The 18,021-nt window shown below is 70.6% G+C and carries 12 protein-coding genes; all 12 read right to left on the minus strand.

The features are described from left to right. Positions 1-50: 50 nt before the first annotated feature. Positions 51-1,082, minus strand: coding sequence for a protein-methionine-sulfoxide reductase catalytic subunit MsrP (gene msrP, locus RN901_RS12615; protein WP_310758642.1), 1,032 nt, complete (start codon positions 1,080-1,082; stop codon positions 51-53). A gap of 157 nt (positions 1,083-1,239) precedes the next feature. Further along, positions 1,240-2,829, minus strand: coding sequence for a bifunctional phosphoribosylaminoimidazolecarboxamide formyltransferase/IMP cyclohydrolase (purH, locus tag RN901_RS12620; protein ID WP_310758643.1), 1,590 nt, complete (start codon positions 2,827-2,829; stop codon positions 1,240-1,242). 6 nt (positions 2,830-2,835) lie between these two features. Next, entirely contained in the window at positions 2,836-3,504 is a 669-nt protein-coding gene (gene purN / locus RN901_RS12625) for a phosphoribosylglycinamide formyltransferase (protein ID WP_310758644.1), read from the minus strand. Beyond that, positions 3,497-4,873: an L-seryl-tRNA(Sec) selenium transferase gene (gene selA / locus RN901_RS12630; RefSeq protein WP_310758645.1), complete on the minus strand. Its 1,377-nt coding sequence runs from the start codon at positions 4,871-4,873 to the stop codon at positions 3,497-3,499. The genes purN and selA overlap by 8 nt, the downstream gene beginning before the upstream one ends. Continuing rightward, complete coding sequence (locus RN901_RS12635) at positions 4,870-6,297, minus strand: Ig-like domain-containing protein (protein WP_310758646.1); 1,428 nt, start codon at positions 6,295-6,297, stop codon at positions 4,870-4,872. The genes selA and RN901_RS12635 overlap by 4 nt, the downstream gene beginning before the upstream one ends. Positions 6,298-6,425: 128 nt before the next feature. Further along, the gene (locus RN901_RS12640; protein ID WP_310758647.1) at positions 6,426-9,113 is read right to left on the minus strand and encodes a valine--tRNA ligase; all 2,688 of its coding nucleotides are present in this window, start codon (positions 9,111-9,113) and stop codon (positions 6,426-6,428) included. Between the two features lie 137 nt (positions 9,114-9,250). Then, positions 9,251-10,144, minus strand: a complete 894-nt coding sequence (locus RN901_RS12645) for a hypothetical protein (RefSeq protein WP_310758648.1) — start codon at positions 10,142-10,144, stop codon at positions 9,251-9,253. 86 nt (positions 10,145-10,230) lie between these two features. After that, a complete protein-coding gene (locus RN901_RS12650) occupies positions 10,231-11,526 on the minus strand; it encodes a hypothetical protein (RefSeq protein WP_310758649.1) in 1,296 nt (431 codons plus the stop codon). Continuing rightward, complete coding sequence (locus RN901_RS12655; RefSeq protein WP_310758650.1) at positions 11,523-13,346, minus strand: hypothetical protein; 1,824 nt, start codon at positions 13,344-13,346, stop codon at positions 11,523-11,525. Before RN901_RS12655 ends, RN901_RS12650 begins: the two co-directional genes overlap by 4 nt. A gap of 1 nt (position 13,347) precedes the next feature. Beyond that, entirely contained in the window at positions 13,348-16,713 is a 3,366-nt protein-coding gene (locus RN901_RS12660) for a hypothetical protein (protein ID WP_310758651.1), read from the minus strand. Further along, a complete protein-coding gene (gene rsmI / locus RN901_RS12665; RefSeq protein ID WP_310758652.1) occupies positions 16,710-17,555 on the minus strand; it encodes a 16S rRNA (cytidine(1402)-2'-O)-methyltransferase in 846 nt (281 codons plus the stop codon). The genes RN901_RS12660 and rsmI overlap by 4 nt, the downstream gene beginning before the upstream one ends. A gap of 105 nt (positions 17,556-17,660) precedes the next feature. After that, on the minus strand, positions 17,661-17,999 hold the full coding sequence (trxA, locus tag RN901_RS12670) for a thioredoxin (RefSeq protein ID WP_310758653.1): 339 nt from the start codon (positions 17,997-17,999) through the stop codon (positions 17,661-17,663). Positions 18,000-18,021 lie beyond the last annotated feature (22 nt).

Raw genomic sequence — 18,021 nt, forward strand, 5'->3', positions numbered from 1 at the left:
CTCTAGCCGGGGACGGCGGGCGGGTCAAGGAGCCCCCGCCCGCCGGAGCCTCAGCGGGCGTGCGGCACGTCTCCGACCGGCGTCACGCGGCCGCCGTAGAGTTCCGCCACCCACTCGCCGTACCCGTTGAACGGGAGCGTCGGAACCCGTTGCCCCGTACCGACGATTTCCTCCTGCGCCTGGGACCAGCGGGGGTGAGGCACGTCCGGATCCACGTTCGAGTAGAAACCGTACTCGGACGGCTGCAGGTCGTTCCAGAAGGTCGTCGGCATCTCGTCCGTGATGTCGATGCGGACGATGCTCTTCGGGCTCTTGTACCCGTACTTCCAGGGCAGATGGATGCGGACCGGCGCGCCGTTCTGTTTCTGGAGCGGATGGCCGTACATGCCCGTCGCGACGAAGGCGAGTTCGTTCATCGCCTCGTCCATGCGCAGCCCTTCGTAGTACGGCCACTTGTACCAGGTCTGCGTCTTCTGGCCGAAGGCCTGCTCCGGCCGGTTGAAGGTCACGAAGCCCACGTAGCGGGCATCGTTTCGCGGCTGCACCCGCTCCAGCAAGCGGGCGAGCGGGAACCCGATCCACGGCACGACGACGGACCACCGCTCCACGCAGCGGTGCCGGTAGATCCGTTCCTCGAGCGGGAACGCGCGTTCCAGTTCCACGAGGTCGTAGACGCCCGGGTTCTCGACGAGGCCCGTGACCTCCAGTTCCCACGGGCGGGCCTCGAACGGACCGACGTTGCGCCACACCCCGTCCTTGTCCGTTCCGAACTCGTAGAAGTTGTTGTACGTGGCCACGATCTCCTCCGGCGAGACCTCCTTGTGGCGATCGCCGGGCGTAAAGCGCGGGTCGTTCACTGCCACGGGATAGAGATCCGCGGTCGGAGTGTCCGGGATGTTGTCGAGGGGGCCGCGCTGCTGGGCTTCCGCCGCCCCGCCCGGCCGGCATGCGAGCGAGGCGGCGGCAAGGATCGCGCCCCCGCCCATGCGGGCCACGAACTGTCGGCGGTCGAGGTACACCGACTCCGGCGTCGCCTCGCTCTCCCTGATCCGCCAGCCAGGCGGAATATGAATGTTCGCCATGGAGACTCTCCCTTGCCGTTCGGCCTCCGGTCCTCGCCGGTCGCCGGCCGCTTCGCCTGCGGCGTTACCTGCTCAAGTATAACCGCTCCGGCGCCGCACGTTTCGCAACCCTTCCCCCGACGGACGGCCTTGCCACGGACCGGCCGACCGCGGCCCGCTAGTGCCGGAAGAGCCGTCTTCCGGTGAAAACCATCGCCATGCCGTGCTCGTTCGCGGCGTCGATGACCTCCGCATCGCGCTTGGAACCGCCCGGCTGCGCGATCGCCGTCACGCCGGCGGCGGCCGCCGCATCGATGCCGTCGCGAAAGGGAAAGAACGCGTCCGACCCGAGGACGGCGCCCGCCACGTCCAACCCCTGTGCCCGGGCCTTGCGGATCGAGATCTCCACCGAGTCTACGCGGCTCATCTGCCCCGCGCCGATACCGATCGACGCCCCGTCGCGCGCAAGCAGGATCGCGTTGGATTTCACGCTCTGCACCGCGGACCACGCGAACGCGAGATCATCCCACTCCGCGTCGCTCGGGGCCCGCGCCGTCGGGACGTGAGCCTCCCGGTCCACATCGCGCGCCGGCCGGGGGGCCGCCTGCATCAGGACCCCGCCGCGGACGCCGCGCACTTCGACGCCTTCCCGCAGATGGCCGCCCGCGTCCAGCGCCGCGCCCGCCTCCGGCTTCAGAATCCGAATGTTCTTCTTCGCCCGCAGGAGGCGGAGGGCATCCTCCGAGTATCCCGGCGCCACGACGCATTCCACGAAGTTCCGCGAGAGGGCCTCCGCGACGGCCTCCGTGAGCGTGTCCGTGAAGGCGATGACCGAGCCGAACGCCGAAACGGGGTCGCACGCGAGCGCTTTCTCGTAGGCCTCCAGCGGGGATGCGCCCACGGCGAGGCCGCATGGCGTCGAGTGCTTGAGGATCGCGCAGGCGGCGCGCTCCCCGGACACGAAGGGCGCGATCGCCGTAAGAGCCCCGTCCACGTCGAGAATGTTGTTGAACGAGAGTTCCCGGCCGTGCAGTTGCGCGAGCGCGGGAATCCCGCGCGGCCGACCGGACCCGTCGCGGAAGAAGGCGGCCTCCTGGTCCGGGTTCTCCCCGTAGCGGAGCGACTGCACGCGTACGAGCGAGACGACGGTCTCCCCCGCCGGAAGGTCGGGCGAACCTCCCGCGCCGACCGGCCGGGTCAGGTAGCGGGTGATCGCCGCGTCGTAGGCCGCAGTGTGCCCGAACACCTTGACCGCCAGCGCCCGCCTCAGCTCCGCCGTCTCCGGCGCGTCCCCGGTATCGATGGCCTCGAGCACGCGCCCGTAGTCGGCCGGGTCGCAGACCGACCAGACGGATGGATGGTTCTTCGCCGATGCCCGGAGCATCGTCGGACCGCCGATGTCGATCTGCTCGAGCGCTTCCCCGAGCGTGACGTCCCCGCCGGCCACCGTCTCGCGGAAGGGGTACAGGTTCACGGCCACGAGGTCGATCGGCACCATTCCGTGCGCGGCGAGTTGATCCAGGTCGTCCGGCACCTCACGCCGGGCCAGGATCCCGCCGTGCACGCTCGGGTGCAGCGTCTTCACCCGGCCGTCGAGCATTTCCGGATGGCCGGTGAGGTCGCTCACGCCGCGGACCTCGATCCCCGCCGCGCGCAGCGCCCGCATCGTCCCTCCCGTGGACGCGATCTCCCAGCCCCGCGCGATGAGCCCCGCGCAGAATTCCTCGATGCCCGTCTTGTCCGAAACGCTCACGAGCGCAATCGGCATCCCCACTCATCCTTCCCGGTTGGTGAACGTCTCCGTCTCGAACCACTCGCGGACCCAATGGACCCGCCGGTCCGCTTCCAGGCGAACCGCCCTCGAAGCCAGCGCTTCGACGGCCGCCGGCAGGATCCGGTGCTCCACCGTCAGTACGCGGGCGGCGACGGACTCCGGAGTATCGCCCGCGAGCACGGGTACGGGCCACTGGCACAGGATCGGACCCCGGTCGTATGCCTCGTCGACGAAATGGACGGTCGCGCCGGTGATCCGGACGCCGGCCTCGATGACCGCGCGGTGCACGCGGGCCCCGTACATCCCCCGGCCCCCGAACGAGGGCAGCAACGCCGGATGGATGTTCAGGATCCGTCCCCACCAGGCCCGCACGACGGTCTCGGGCACCAGTTTCATGTAGCCGGCCAGGACCACGATCTCGCTTCGCCACTCGTCCAGCGTGCGGCGCAGGAACGTCGCCGTCTCCTCACTCGTCGATGCCGGCGGCGGGACCGTCGATGCCACTCCGGCCCGGCGCGCCCGCTCGAGAACGCCGGCTCCCTCGCGGCTGGCGATCACGCCGACGATCTCCCGGTCGGGAACGTCCGCGCGCTGGAAGCGATCGACGAGCGCCTGGAAGTTGGAACCGCCTCCCGACGCGAGGACCGCGATCCGCACGACGTCAGACATCGGCGAGCCGGTCGAGCGCCGAGGCCAGAGTCTCCGCCGCCCGGGCCGTTTCCTCGCCCGGCAGCGTCCGCACGTCGACAATGAAGGCGGCACGCTCGATGCGGCCGATGAGCGGGACGAGGCCGGTGCGACACTCCGCCGCGAGCCGCTCGACATCGATCCCCGTTACGGCCCAGCCGGCCGAAGGAATCGTGAACCCCGGAAAGGCGCCCCCTCCGACCATGGCCTCGGTCCGGATCACGTCCACGCGTGCCCGGCTTCGCGGTGGAGGCTCGAGGCGTGCGGCGGCCGCGCGGGCTTCGACCGCCTCCGCCGGCTCGCGCAGCATCCGCAGCGCCGGTACGCGCCGGACGGCGAGATCCGGGTCGCGGTAGAGCATCAGCGTGGCTTCCAGGGCGGCGAGCGTCGTCTTGTCCACCCGAAACGCCCGCAGCAGGGGATTTCGGCGCAATCGCCCGATCAACGCCGCATCGCCGGCGATGACACCGGCCTGTGGCCCGCCGAGGAGCTTGTCGCCGCTCCACGTCGCGAGGTCGACGCCCGCGGCCAACGATCCCCGCGCCGTGGGTCCCTCCGGGAACCCGGGCAGGAGATCGGCGTCCAGCAACCCCGAGCCGAGGTCGTGTGCGAGCGGGACCCCGCGCTCCCGCGCGAGAGACACCAATGCCGCGAGAGAGGGGCGTGCCGAGAAGCCTTCGACCCGGTAGTTCGATGGGTGGACTCGCAGAATGAGGCCGGTCGATTCGTCGATGGCCGCCGCATAGTCGGAGATTCTCGTGCGGTTCGTCGTGCCGACTTCCCTCAGCCGGCCACCGCTCCGCCCCACGACATCGGGGATCCTGAACGAGCCTCCGATTTCGACCAGTTCCCCGCGGGACACGAGTACCTCGCGGCCCCGTGCCAGTTCGTTTACGACGAGCGCCACGGCCGCGGCGTTGTTGTTTGCGATGATCGCCGCGGCCGCACCCGTCAGTTCGCAGACGACATCGCTGCAGTGGTCGTATCGCGAGCCGCGCCGGCCCGTCGAGAGGGAGAGTTCCACGTTCCCGTAGCCGGCGGCCTCCGCCTGCGCGCGACCCGCCGCGTCGGCGAGCGGCGCCCGGCCGAGGTTGGTGTGGAGCACGACGCCCGTCCCGTTCAGCGCCCGCCGCAGCGAGGGCCGGGATCGCGCCTCCAGATCGCGTTCGGCGGCACGAAGGAGATCGACCGCGCCGGACGGCTCCGGACCGGCTTCCGCGCGCGTGCGGTCCAGGGCCCGGCGGAGCGAGTCCTTCACCGTTTCGCGGCCGTAGCGGTCGATCAGGGCGACGGCTTCACGCTCCTTGAGGAGCGCGTCCATGGAAGGGAGCTGTCGGCGGGGGTCCGTCATGCGCGGCGCCTCTTCCCCCTGACGCCGGGCGCCCAGGCCCTTCGCGCGCCGCCCGGGGCGCGTCTTCGAACCGTGTCCGGCGGTGCTCCGACGGTGTCCGGCGGTGCCCCGACGGTGTCCGGCGGGACTCCCGGGATGTCGAGAGTGTCGGGCACCGGTGGCACCGAATCCTGTTCCACCGCGACCGAATCGCCTTCGGCAGCGGTCGAGTCCGCCACCGCGGCCGAATCCGCCACCGCCGCCGAATCCGCCAGGGCGACCGAGTCGGCGGCCGCCGCGGAATCGCCGGACGGGGGCTCCGGCTCAGCCACGAAGGACGTATCGCCGCCTCCCGCGAGACGGCGCACGTTCACAACGCCCGTAACCGAAACGTGGTATGTACCGGTGTCGAGCGCCGCCGCGAGCCGCACGGTGATGAACCTCGACGGAAGCACCGGATCCTCTTCCGTGACGGAGTCGGAGGCCGCGGCGCCGACCGAGTCCGGGCTCGGAGCTTCCACCGCCGCGGAGTCGCCAACCGCCGTCGAGTCGCCTACGGCCGCGGAATCCGCCTCGGCGACGGAATCCGCCGCCGCGATGGAGTCCGCCAGCGCCGCGGAGTCGAGCGGGAACGTCACCGCGTCGGCCGAACCGATGAGGCTGGCCACGATCTCCAGCGCTTCGTTCGTCGCGGAGTCCCGAATCGCGATGCCGGGTTCCTCCGGTTGAGGATTGAGGAGATAGTCATCGAATTCGAGCTGCACGGTCTCGTTTCCCACGACGAGCGCGCGAGCGAGCAGGGGCGGCGTCGTATCCGGCGCCACGACGACGAACCGCAACTCCGCCGGGGTCTCCGGCGAGACCGCCACGGACGTACTGTCGTACGACTCCAGGACGCGATCGGGAATCATGTTGCGATTGCGGTCGACGAACCCGAAGGCCTGGTACTCGCCCGCCGGCAACCCGCGCGTCGCGAACCTTCCGATGCTGTCCGAGATCGCGCCGTACGGGATGGAATCCGGACCCGCCCAGAAGATGACCCTCGCCTCCTCCAGCGGTTGCCCCGTGAGTGCGTCGATCACTTCTCCTTCGACCTGCGTGTCCGGGATGTCCCCTCCCGTGGAAAAGCAGAACTCGACCGGATCTTCCATTCCGTTGCGCAAGAGGTCGTTGATCCCATCGGTCGGAATCGTGAAGCAGTATGCGACGCCGTCCCGCCACCCGTCCTCCGGCCGGAGACGCAGGTCCGAGAATCCCATCTCCGCCTCATACGTCTCCATCGGAGTGACGAACATCTCCCTGGCAAGGCCGTTCGGGATCCGCACGGGTTCGCTGAAACGGATTTCGAGCGCGCCGTCGAAGTCGACGACGATCGAATCCGGCGCGGGACGGATGCGGACGATGGATGGCGGGATCTCGTCCGGCCGCGCGCCCGGCGGAGGCATCTCCCTTGCGCATCCGAGCATGATCAGGAGAGCGGCGACCCCGGAAAGGAGCCTCCCGTCGCCGACGAGAGCGACACGTCGTTCGCGGGCTCCCGGCCCCTGCCCGGAGCTTCCGGGCCCGGCGCGCGTCAGACCCCCGCCCCCAGCGATCGGAGTTTCTCCTCGAGGCGGTTTCGCTGTGTGCCGAGCGACGTCACTTTCTCACGCTCCCGCGCGATGACTTCTTCGGGCGCGTTACCGAGGAAGCCCGCATTTTCGAGCTTTCCGTGGCTCCGCGCGAGCAGATTGGCCGTTCGTTCCAGCTCCGCGCGGATGCGCCCGCGTTCCGTTTCCAGGTCGATGACACCCTCCAGCGGGAGGAAGAGTTCCCCCCCGGAGCGGAGCACTGCATGCGCCCCGGCTCCGTCCGCGGAAGCCGTGCTCGCGTCCGCGATCCGCTCCACGTCGGACAACCCCGCCAGGCGCCCGATGCTGCCCTCCTCCTCGGCCAGAGCCGACTGCAGCGCCGACGAAGCACCCGTCACCCGGACCCGCACCCGGGTTCCCGGCTCCACGCCGTATTCGGCGCGCAGCGCCCGAACCGCCCCCACAAACTCCTGAAGCGCCTCGATCCCCGCATCCGCCTCCGTATCGATCCAGTCGTCGGGGCAGTCCGGCCACGGTCCCTCGACGAGCGAACCCGCGGCGTCCGCATCCGGCAACCTCGCCGCGATCGCTTCCGTGACGAAGGGCACGATCGGGTGGAGCAGCGACAGCCAGCCGCGCATCACAAGCGTCAGCGTGTGTCCCACGTCGCGGGCCGATTCACGGTCCCCCGTCAACCGGTGCTTCGCCAACTCCAGGTACCAGTCGCAGAAATCTCCCCACACGAACGAGTGGCCGGCCTCCGCCGCCTCGTGGAGACGATAGCCCTCGTAGGCCGCGTCCATCTCGTGCGCTACCCGCGCGAGACGGCTCCGGATCCACCGGTCCGCGAGCGCCGTGGGTGCCCGCGCCTCCTCCGCGCCGTCCCAGCGCGCGTGCGGCAGCGCGAACCGCGCCGCGTTCCACATCTTGTTCGCGAAGTTGCGTCCCGGCCGGAACGCAGCTTCCAGATTCTCGTAGTCGAGCTGGATGTCCGTTCCGAGCGGCGACCCTCGAACGAGCGTGAAGCGCATGGCGTCAGCACCATACAGTTCAACCACTTCCAAGGGGTCTATCCCGTTCCCGAGTGACTTGGACATGCGCCGACCGAGGTGATCCCGGACCGTCCCGTTCAACAGAACATCGGTGAACGGCAACTCTCCCATGAACTCGAACCCCGCCATGATCATGCGGGCCACCCAGAAGAAGAGAATCTCGGGCGCCGTGACGAGCGTCGCCGTGGGATAGAACGACCGGAGGTCCCCGGTCTGCTCCGGCCAGCCCAGCGTCGAGAAGGGCCACAGCCACGAGCTGAACCAGGTATCCAGCACATCCTCGTCCTGGCGCAGTTCACCTCCGCAGGCGGGGCAGTCGTCCGGATCCTCGGTGGAGACGACGAGCTCGCCGCAGTCGGAGGCGTCGCAATACCAAACGGGGATCCGGTGTCCCCACCACAGCTGCCGGCTGATGCACCAGTCGCGGATGTTCTCCATCCAGTTGCGGTACACGCGGCCGAACCGCGGAGGGTGGAAGCGAAGTTCCCCGTTGTCGTAGGCCGCCAGCCCCGGCTCCGCGAGGGGCTTCATGCGGACGAACCACTGGAGGCTCAGGCGCGGCTCGACGACGGTGTCGCAGCGATAGCAGCGCCCGACGGCGTGGGCGTGATCCTCCACGCCCACGAGCCAGCCGCCCGCCTCGAGGTCCGCCACGACGCGGTCCCGCGCCTCGAAGCGGTCGAGCCCACGATAGGCCTCCGGGACGGCGTCGTTCATCGCCCCGCCGTCCGTCATCACGTTCAGCGCCTCGAGCCCATGGCGCCGCCCGATCTCGAAATCGTTCGGATCGTGCGCGGGCGTGACCTTCACCACGCCCGATCCGAATTCCGGATCCACGTGTTCGTCCGCCACGATCGGGAGACGCCGCCCGACCAGCGGCAGTTCGGCCTCTCCGCCGACGAGGTCGCTGTAGCGCGCATCGTCCGGAGACACCGCGAGCCCCGTATCGCCCAGCATCGTCTCCGGCCGCGTTGTCGCCACCTCTACGTGGCCGCCCGCCGCCAGGGGGTACTTCAGGCGGTAGAGCTTCCCATCCAGGTCGCGGTGCTCCGCCTCCTCGTTCGAGAGCGCGGTGCGGCAGCGGGGACACCAGTTGATGATGTAGCGGCCGCGATAGATGAGATCCTTCTCGTACAGGCGGACGAAGACGTCGCGCACCGCGTTGGAGAGTCCCTCGTCGAGCGTGAACCGCGTCCGCTCCCAGTCGCAGGAACACCCGATCGTGCGCAACTGGTCGATGATCCGCCCTCCGTACTCGTCGACCCACTCCCAGACCCGCTCGACGAACTCGTCCCGACCGAGATCGAAGCGGGTGAGCCCATCGCCGCGCAACTGCCGCTCGACGACGTTCTGCGTCGCGATCCCGGCGTGATCCGTGCCCGGCACCCACAGGGCGTCGTACCCCTGCATCCGCCGCCGACGGATGAGGACGTCCTGCAGGGTGTTGTTGAGTCCGTGACCCATGTGCAGCGCGGCGGTGACGTTCGGCGGGGGGATCACGATCACATAGGGCCGCTCGACGTCCGCGGCCGGCACGTGAAACAGGCCCGCGTCGACCCAGTGCTCGTACATCGGCTGTTCGAGCCCCGCGGGATCGTAACGGGCGGAAAGCTCGGTGGATGGTTGAGAGTCACCCAAGGGGCGGCTCCTGACTGACGGGTTTGCAGTGTCGGGAGAACCATCGGCGCGACGGGGAGAGCCCCCGGCGTCCATGCCGCGGCTCAGTCTAACGGAGGCGCCGCACGTTCGGAACCGCGCGGCGCGGCGACACTACGCTAGGGGGGGCCGCGGACCCGCAGCGTATCACCGCGCCGGCGGCGGACCTCCTCTTCGGAGCGTTCGCGCATGCGGGCACGCGCTTGGGCAGCCGCGGCTTCCACGTCGTCCCGAAGGTTCTGGATCTGGATGGCCGTAAGGTCGCGGATCGCCTGTTCGTATGCACGCCTCTGGGGCCCCGTGGGAGCGAACCCGATGGGAATGGGGATCGTGACGTCGCCAAGATGGATCCCCTGCTCGGAGAACCCCCACCGTTTCCCGTCGCGTTCGAAGGTCCAGTCGCGCGCGCGACGCCGCACATCTTCCTCGAGTTGGAGGCTGTCGAGCCAATCGCGGAGGATCGCCCGCACCGCGCTGTCCGCCCGCGCGAACTGGACGAGCCGCTCGCCGATGAGCCGGGGGGACTGCGGGTCGAACCACAACCGCGGATCGCTGAAGCGGAGTCGGAGTCGCGAGGCGTTGGTTCGGCCCCGGGGCCCCTCCGGCGGGGCCGGCTGGCCGGCGACGATCAGCCCCGGCGCTCCAGGGAGCGGCCCTGCCTCCTCCGCCGCCTCTTCTTCCGCTTCTTCCGCTTCTTCTTCCTCCTCCTCCGGCTCGGGCTCCACCTCGGGCAGATCTTCCTCGGGGGGCAACGGCTCCGGTCGAGGGTCCTCGGGGAGGTCCTCCGGAAGCGTGGGCGCGATCTCGACGACGACGAGCGCGTCGGGCGCCGGCACGGTTTCGATGGACGGGAGCGTGAAGGGCAGCGACTCGACCCGGACCCCGCCCGCCAGGATCAGGAGCAGGACATGGAGGAACACCGAGGCGAGGAGCCCCGCCGCCAACGTCCGGCGCTGGGAGCGCTCGCGTTCGCGTCTCCGCGCGGCGAAGCCCGCGGATTCGGTACGGGACACCGAAATCTACCTGCCGGCCGAAGTCCCGCGCCTGACGGGTCTCGTGTCGCGGCCAACGGACCGGCCAGCCGCCCGGGGCGGAGCCTTCATGTGATCAGCTTCTTCTTCTTCGCGGCCGGGAAGAGGACATTGTTGAGGATCAGCCGATAGCCGGCGGAGTGCCGATGGAGATCCAGGTCCGTCGGGGCGTCGCCGATCAGGTGGCGCGGGTCTTCCGGATCGTGTCCCCCGAGATACGTGAAGGTGCCTTCGCCGAAGCTCCCGTGGAGGTACTTCACGCGTCCGCGCGCATCCTCCTCCGCGAGCACGGTGACCCCGGGCTGAAGGCGTTCCCTCCGAAACGTCGTCGTGAGGCCGTAGAAGTCGGGCAGCACGCGCCGGTGGTTCTGGGTCAGCATGGCGGGAACGGGATCGAACTTGGCGCTGAACTCGAACAGCGAGAAGCTGCCGAGATCGACCCTCCACGGGGTGTTCACCTGGTGCCCGTCGATATCGCTGAAGGCGCTGAGCGTGGGGTCCGTCACGAGCACGGCATCGCGGAAGGCGAGCGCGTCCGGCCAGTGGAGCTTCTCGCTCGCCGCGGCATCGGGGGGCGATCCATCCGCGAAGGAGGCCGCGATGTCGGTCCCCGCCGCGGCGAGGGCGAGTTCCAGCGTTTCCGTCGCCGTGCACATCGCGAACAGGAAGCCGCCGCCCTCGACGTAGCTCCGGAGCCGGGCCGCCACGGCCTTCTTCAGGGCCGGGACGTGCGGATACCCGAGTTCGCGGGCGATCGCCTCGTTGCGGGCGACTTCCTCCTGCAGCCAGGCCGCGGAAGCGTACGTCAGATAGAACTTCGAATACTGTCCCGTGAAATCCTCGTGATGGAGGTGCAGCCAGTCGAAGTTCTCGAGTTCCTCGGAAAGCACCTCCCGATCCCATACCCGCTCGTAGGGGATTTCGGCGTACTCGAGCGCCATCGTCACGGCATCGTCCCACGGGGAACTGTTGGGCGGCGTGTAGACCGCAATCGTGGGCGCCTTTTCCAGGGGTACGGTTTCCATGTTCCGCGTCTCGATCTCGCGGCGGATCCTCGCCACGTCGGAACCGTCGAGCGTCTCCACGGTCACACCCATGAGCGCGGCTCGCCGACGGTTGGACGGTGCGTCCGACACGAGAAAGGACCCGGCGCGGTAATTCAGGAGCCATTCTGCCGACTGGCTCTCCGAGAGGATGCCGAACACATACCCGTAGGCCTTGAGGTGGTTCTCCTGTTCGCGGTCCATGGGCACGAGAAGCTGGGCTCCGAGCCCCGAGGCGCCCGCCAGCGAGGCGAGGCCCGCCAGCAGGAGGCGGTGGGCGAGGCGGCGCCGAACGCGGCATCGTTTCGTCTCGGCCTTCATCGGCCTCCTCCATCAAGTTCGGCGAGCATGCGGCGCGCGACCGGCGCCAGGGCGCTCCGGGGATACCCCACGATCAGTTGTTCCAGCCAGGAAACGGCGTCGGCCGGAGCGGACGCGCGTGCGAGATCCAGAAGCGCTGCCGGGGCCTCGGGGCTTCCCGGGTGCCGAAGAACGATCTGGCGCCACAGGGCGCCGGCGATGCGGGCTTGCCCGGCAGCGGCGGCCGCGTCCGCGAGGAAGCCCAGCACGACGGAACGGCCGCTCGACGCCGGCCGGCCGGCCAGGTCGCGCAGCGCCGGCCCGGGATCGAACGCCTCCGGAGAGGCGAGGAGGCCGAGAGCGGCGGCGCCCACGATGCGGATCTCCGCCGTGTCCGCGGCCTGTACCAGCGTCAGCAGCCGCAGGCGGCGCGTCCGTTCCGCCGCCCCGATCTCCGCCTCCCGGACGCTCCGGCTCGCCCGCTCACGCGCGGAATCGGGCCGGCCCGCGTACAGCGCCAGCCGCGCCGCCGCGGCGTCGAGCCGCCCCGACGAGGCAACGCGAATCCGTTCCCGCGCGTCGGTGACCAACGCCTCGGCCGTGTCGAGATCGCCCGCCCGGGCGTGGCCGAGCGCGAGGTCTCCCCGCATCCCGGCTTCGACCGCCGTAGAGTCGGGATACTGCCTCACATAGTGGTCGAGCACCGAGGCCGCATCCTCGAGCGAAGCGGGGTTGGCCGCGAGAAGTCCGAACAGGCGGCGCGACGCGAGTTGGTGAGGACCGTCGCCCGGGGTGCTCTCCCGCATCAGTTCCTCGAGCACCCGCCGCGCCGAGGCGGTATCCCCCGCCGCCAGCGCCTGGTCGCCGGAGAGCGCGAGCCAGCGCAGGCGGTCTACCGGTCGCGCACTCAGGTCGACGAGCCGCCGCGCGGACCAGGCGACCTCCCCGGGAAGCTCCGCCGCCTCCGCTTCGCGCACGTACTCCCGCAGGAACGCGGCAGCTTCGGGATCGTCCGGCGTTGGCGCCGCCTCCGCCAGCGCCCGGGCGGCCGCCGCACGCCCCAAGCGTAGCGCAACGATGGCTCCCGCCCGGGACGCCCGGTCCCGCCGGTCGGCCAGACGCGTGCGCAGCCGCTCGAAGGAGGCCGCATGGGCGCCGGACCCATCGGCCTCAGCTACCCGGAGGCCCGTTTCCACCTCGTCCGTCGCCGGCGGCGTGAGGGCGAGAAGCCCGACCCAGACCTCAGCCAGACGATCGCCGTCACCGACAGCGACGAGGAGGTCGGCGAAGCGCACGAGGAGTTCCCCGCCGGGGTCCGCCGCGTCGTCGAGGGTCCGGATCGCCCCCGTGGAGTCCCCCGCCGCGAGCTGGACGTCCGCGCGGGCGAGCCGCGCCGCGGAAAGTTGTGGGGCTTCCTGCAGCCAGCGGTCGCTCACGGCGAGTGCCGAATCGAGCATCCCCGCACCGGCCAACCCCCGCACCCACCACAGCCGGACGACCTCCTCGTCCGGTGCCGCGACAACCGCCGCTTCGGCGTACGGCACGAGCGCGGCGGATTCACCCGACTCCAGGGCCAGTTCGCCGAGCAACGCAAGGGCGCCGGGCGACGCGGGCGCCCGCGCCAGGTGCTCACGCAGGGCGGATGCGGCTTCCGCGGTCCGGCCGCTCGCGCGAAGGCGCTCCGCACGCGCCACCGTGCGCTGCTCCGAGGCCGCCGATGCCTGGCCGGCCACCTCGGAGCCCGTCGGCAGCTGGGCGCCGCAAACCCCCGCCAGGAGGGCGACCATCCTCAGGGCGCCGCGGATCCCGCCCGCGGGGAACCGGAACCGGGGACGGTCCACGTCAGGGCTCCCGCCGGGCCTCGGCGCCTGCTGGAGGCACGCGGTTCAGCCGGTCGAAGTACTCGAAGATCAGCGATCGATAGAAGAGGGGCAGTTCCCGGAGCAGCGCCTCCGAGGGTGCCGGGTAACGGCGTCCCCGCAGCAACTCCGGATCGATCGGCGGTGGAATCTCCGGCGGGGCCGTGGCTTCGCGCGACTCACGTTCGTTGGGATCGAGATCTTCATCTTCCAGCGAGCGCCCCGCGTCGAGCATGCGCCGGAAGAGCTGCCGCTGTCGTTCAAGCGTCTCCTGCGTGGGTCCCTCCAGCTCGAGCTGCTGTGCGAGTTCCGCCGCCTCCTCCGCCAGCTCCTCGGGACGACCCAGGAGATCGCCCTCCGGATCTTCCAGCTCTCCGAGCTCTTCGGCGACCTCCTCCTGCCGCCGTGCGACCTCCTCGCGCCGCCGCTCCTCCCCGGACGGCCGCGGCCCCGGCATGAGGAGCGAACTCGTCTCCTGCGTCACCGCCTGCTGCTGCTGCGCGAGCTGGTTCATCTGATCCGCCGCGTCCTGGCCGGCGGATTCCTGCCCCGCCGCCCGCGCCGCCTCCTCGCTCGCCAACAGATGTCGGGCCAGCGAGTTCAGCGACTCCTGGATGCCCTCGACCTCCGCTCGGGACGGGAGGCGCCGCGCGCCATCTCCCGCGAGCCGGTCCAGCAGCTGATCCATCCGTTCCGCCGCCTCGCCCGCCGCCGCCCCGGTACGCTGGTCGAGCATGGCGGCCTCGTTCCCGGCCTCCGAGAGTCTTTCGACGAGATTCTCCAGCCCCTGACGCACGGCGGCCTGCTGCGCACGCCAGGATGCCGGATCCGCCGTATTCTCGCCGCGCGTCGCCTCCGAAAGACGGCCCTCCTCTTCCGCCAGCGCGAGCGCCTCGCCGCGCGCGCGAGCCAGCGACTCGACGGCAGCCTCTCCCTGCTCCCCGCTCATCTCCCGCTGCGCCGAGCCGAGGGCGCCCGCCGCCTGTTCGAGCGCCTCCGCAGCCTCCTCCGCCGCCTGCCGCTCCGTTTCGCCCACCTCGCCCGGCGCCTCGGACGGAGATTGCTGGGCTCCGCTCTGCGCGTCGGCCATCTTTCCAAGGGCCTCCTGCGTGCGCTCTCCCGCGGCCCGGGCCGAATCCGCCGCCGCCTCCCGGTCCGCCGCCGCGAGCTCCGCCTCCAACTCCGCCAGGCGCTCCGCCAGCGCTTCGGCCTCTTCGACGAGCGACTCCTGACCTTCCTGGAACGCCTCGGAATCCGTCTCCCCGGCGACCTCCCTCTGCTCCCGCGCCAGCTCGTCCGCGTTGGCCTGTGCCGACTTCATCGCCTGTTCGAGCGCAGCCTGCTCGAGCATGCCGAGCGTCTGGTCGACCTGCTCACGCAGATCCTCGTAATCGCCGGCGAGCTGTTCGAGCGCTTCCCGAACCGCTTCGGGGTCCAGCTCTCGCAATGCTTCCGCGAGCGCCTCGATCTGCTCCTCGAGTCCGCTCTCGGCGAGTTCCGCGTAGCGTTCGGCCAGGCGCTGCAGCTGCTCCTGCAGGGCGGGGTCGGAGAGCGGCGAGGCTTCGAGTTCCTCCCGAAGCGCCTGGAGCTGCTCCTCGACGCCATCGAGCTCCGCCTCCGACCGCTGCGCCTCATCGAGCACGCTCCGCGCCTCTTCCGTTGCCTCGAACCGGACCTCCTCGCTGTCGTCCCCCTCGGCATCCGTCTGCCGCGCTGCGTCGGCCGCCGCCTCGGCCAATGCCTCCAGATTCTCTTCCAGGGCCTGCGCGGCTTCGGACAAGGCCTCGGTCTGATCCGCGCGCCGATCCCGAATCTCCGTGAACGTCGGGACGCGAAGCAGGAAAATGTCGGAAAGCGCGGGACCCCTCGCGGGATGTCCGTCGAAGGCCTCGAAACGGTAGAACAGCGTGTCCCCCGGGAGGAAGGACTCCGCGCTGCGGTCGAGCAGGTGCCGGAAGACGGCCCGCGCCGCCCCGTCCGGGTCGGGTGAAAGCGCTTCCCGCCGCTCCGCGCTCTCGCTGCCCAGCCCCGAGCGCCAGCTGCGAACGAAGGCGCGCCGGAGTCCGATGTCGTCCTCCATGTCCACAATGACCGGCATCACACGCTGGAAACCCAGGGTCGTATCCGGTGCGGGATAGAGGAGGTGGATGCGCGGCTGAAGATCGGGAACTACGAGCACCCGGATCGGGTCGGGGGCGATGGGCGCGCCGAGCGACGATTCGGCCCGCAGTTCCCACGCCCAGGCACCCGTCCGCTCGGGAACCCACGAAGCGGCGAACTGCGAGCCCGCGATTTCGAGCGGAATTCGGGCTTCCGCCTCGCCGGGTTCACCGTCGCCAGGCTCCCACGCGAGGGCCCCGTCATCGAGCGGGAGGTTCGTCTCCCCGCTCAACCGCAACCTCGTGCCTTCCGGCGCCACGAGCGGTGGAATCCGGCCACGGTAGCGCTCCGATCCGCGCCCGAGATAAGCCGGGAACTCGACGGTGAGCTGCAGATCCTGGACCAGAAGCGGCTCGAGGGGACGGACGCGGAGGGTGTCGCTCGAAAAGCCCTCCCCGTCTTCGACCCACACCGCCGTGGGAGAAATGATCGGGGCGGTACGGCCCTGCGCCGAACCGGCCGCCGATACATCGAGGGCGATCCGTTCGGGCGCCCGGCCCGCCGCGCGCCACACAAGGTCGATCCGGTCGCGGCCCCCGGCCGAGATGGACACCACCGCCGCATCGCCGCGCGGCACGCCGGTCTCGCCGGTCACGCCGAGGGGCGGGAGCGGCGCCGGAAAGGCGGTGCGCCAGGGCGCTCCCAGCGCCGCGGCGGCGGAGAACGTAGGCTGCGGCCGCAGCAGCGCGGCGACGGAGATCGCCAGGAGCATGAGCGCCACGGCGACGCCGGAACGGCGAATCCGCCGCTTCCATCCCGGGCCGGTGACCGGCAGGAGCCCGCGCGATGCGGCGTTCCCCAGCGCCTCGGATACACGCGTGCGGTGGAGAGCGGCCAATCCGGCGCCCGCGGCCGCCTCCGCCCCTTCCAGCTCGATCGCGGAGCGGACATCGCCGGCTCCCAGTCCCGCCGCAACGTCCGCCTCCTCCGCCACCGCCTGCGGATGCAACGCGTGCCAGACCCGGCGGGCAATCCACGCGAGCCCGGCCAGGCCCGTCCACAGCGCGAGGGCGAGCGCGAGCGGAACGAGCGAACCGCGGCCTTCCCGAGCGGAAACCGGGAGCACGGAAAGGACGAGGATCAGCGCTCCACTCAGCGTAACGGCTGAAGCCGCCGCCGTCCCTGCGGCACGCGCTCGGGCCGCCGCGCAGGCGGCAGCCAGCCGTTCGAAGCCGAATCCGTCACTCATTCCGAGGGCGCCTCTTGAACCTGCAAGCTCACGCGATAGGCCTCGTTCCGGCTCAGACCGAACTCCGCAGCCAGACGGTCGGCAATCTCGCGCCGCCGCAGGCCATCGCGCGACCAATGTCGCGCCTCCTCCATCAGGACCGCCAGATCGGGCGCATCGTTGCCCGCCCTGCCCTGCCCGAAGACGATCGTCACCTCGCCCCTGACCTCGCGCCCCGCGAACGCGGACGCCAACTCGCTCACGGATCCGGCCGTGGTTTCCTCGTGCAGCTTCGTCAGTTCCCGGCAGACGACGGCCGCTCGCCCGCCCAGGCCCGCTTCCGCCAACTCGTCGAGGAGCGCGACCAGGCGCCCCGGCGCCTCGAAGACGACCGCGGTGTCCACGCATGAGCGCAGGCCGTCGATCCAGGCGGAACGTTCGCCGCCCCGCCGGGGCGCGAATCCGAGAAAGTGAAACCGGTCCGCCGGAAACCCGGACACCGAGAGCGCCGCCAGTACGGCGGAGGGACCGGGTACGGCGAGCACTTCATGCCCCGCCTCGCGGGCGGCGGCAACGGCCCGGCAACCGGGGTCGGACACGGTCGGCGTTCCCGCGTCGGACACCACGGCCGCGGAGCGTCCCGCGGCGAGGGCCGCGAGCAACTCCTCCACTCGCGCGCGCTCGTTGTGCCTGTGCAGCGACCGCAACGGGACGTTCGCCTTCAGCCGCCCGAGCAACCTGCCCGTGCGCCGGGTGTCTTCCGCGTAACACACGTCGACCGAACGGAGAACCCCGACCGCACGCCGCGGCATGTCGTCCAGATTGCCGATCGGAGTGCCGACCACGTAGAGCGTTCCCGTCACGACACGCGTCCCCGTTTCCCGTTCGCGGCCCGATGCGCCCGCGCCCCCCCGGGCCCGGGGGGGCGGGGGGCGCGGGGTGGGGGTGGCCAGTGGCGCCGCCGCCCCTCAGGCGTGCTCGAGGATCTTCTTCTCGAGAGAATCCCTCGGGTGCGCCCCCACGAGGGTGTCCACGACCTCGCCATCCCTGAAGAAGAGGATGCTCGGGATCGACCGCACGTTGAAGCGGAATGCGGTTTGCGGGTTCGCATCCACGTCGAGTTTCCCGATGGTGACGCGCCCCGAATACTCCTGCGCAAGTTCATCGACAATCGGCCCGACGAGCCGGCACGGGCCGCACCATTCCGCCCAGAAATCCACCATCGCCAGACCGTCCGCGCCCTCGATCGCATCCGCGAAATTCGCATCCGTGATCTCGATGGGCCCTCCGTTCGCAGCATCAGCCATTCGAATCTCCTGTTCCTGTGCC

It is taken from the genome of Candidatus Palauibacter soopunensis (assembly GCF_947581735.1).
GTDB classification, from domain to species: domain Bacteria; phylum Gemmatimonadota; class Gemmatimonadetes; order Palauibacterales; family Palauibacteraceae; genus Palauibacter; species Palauibacter soopunensis.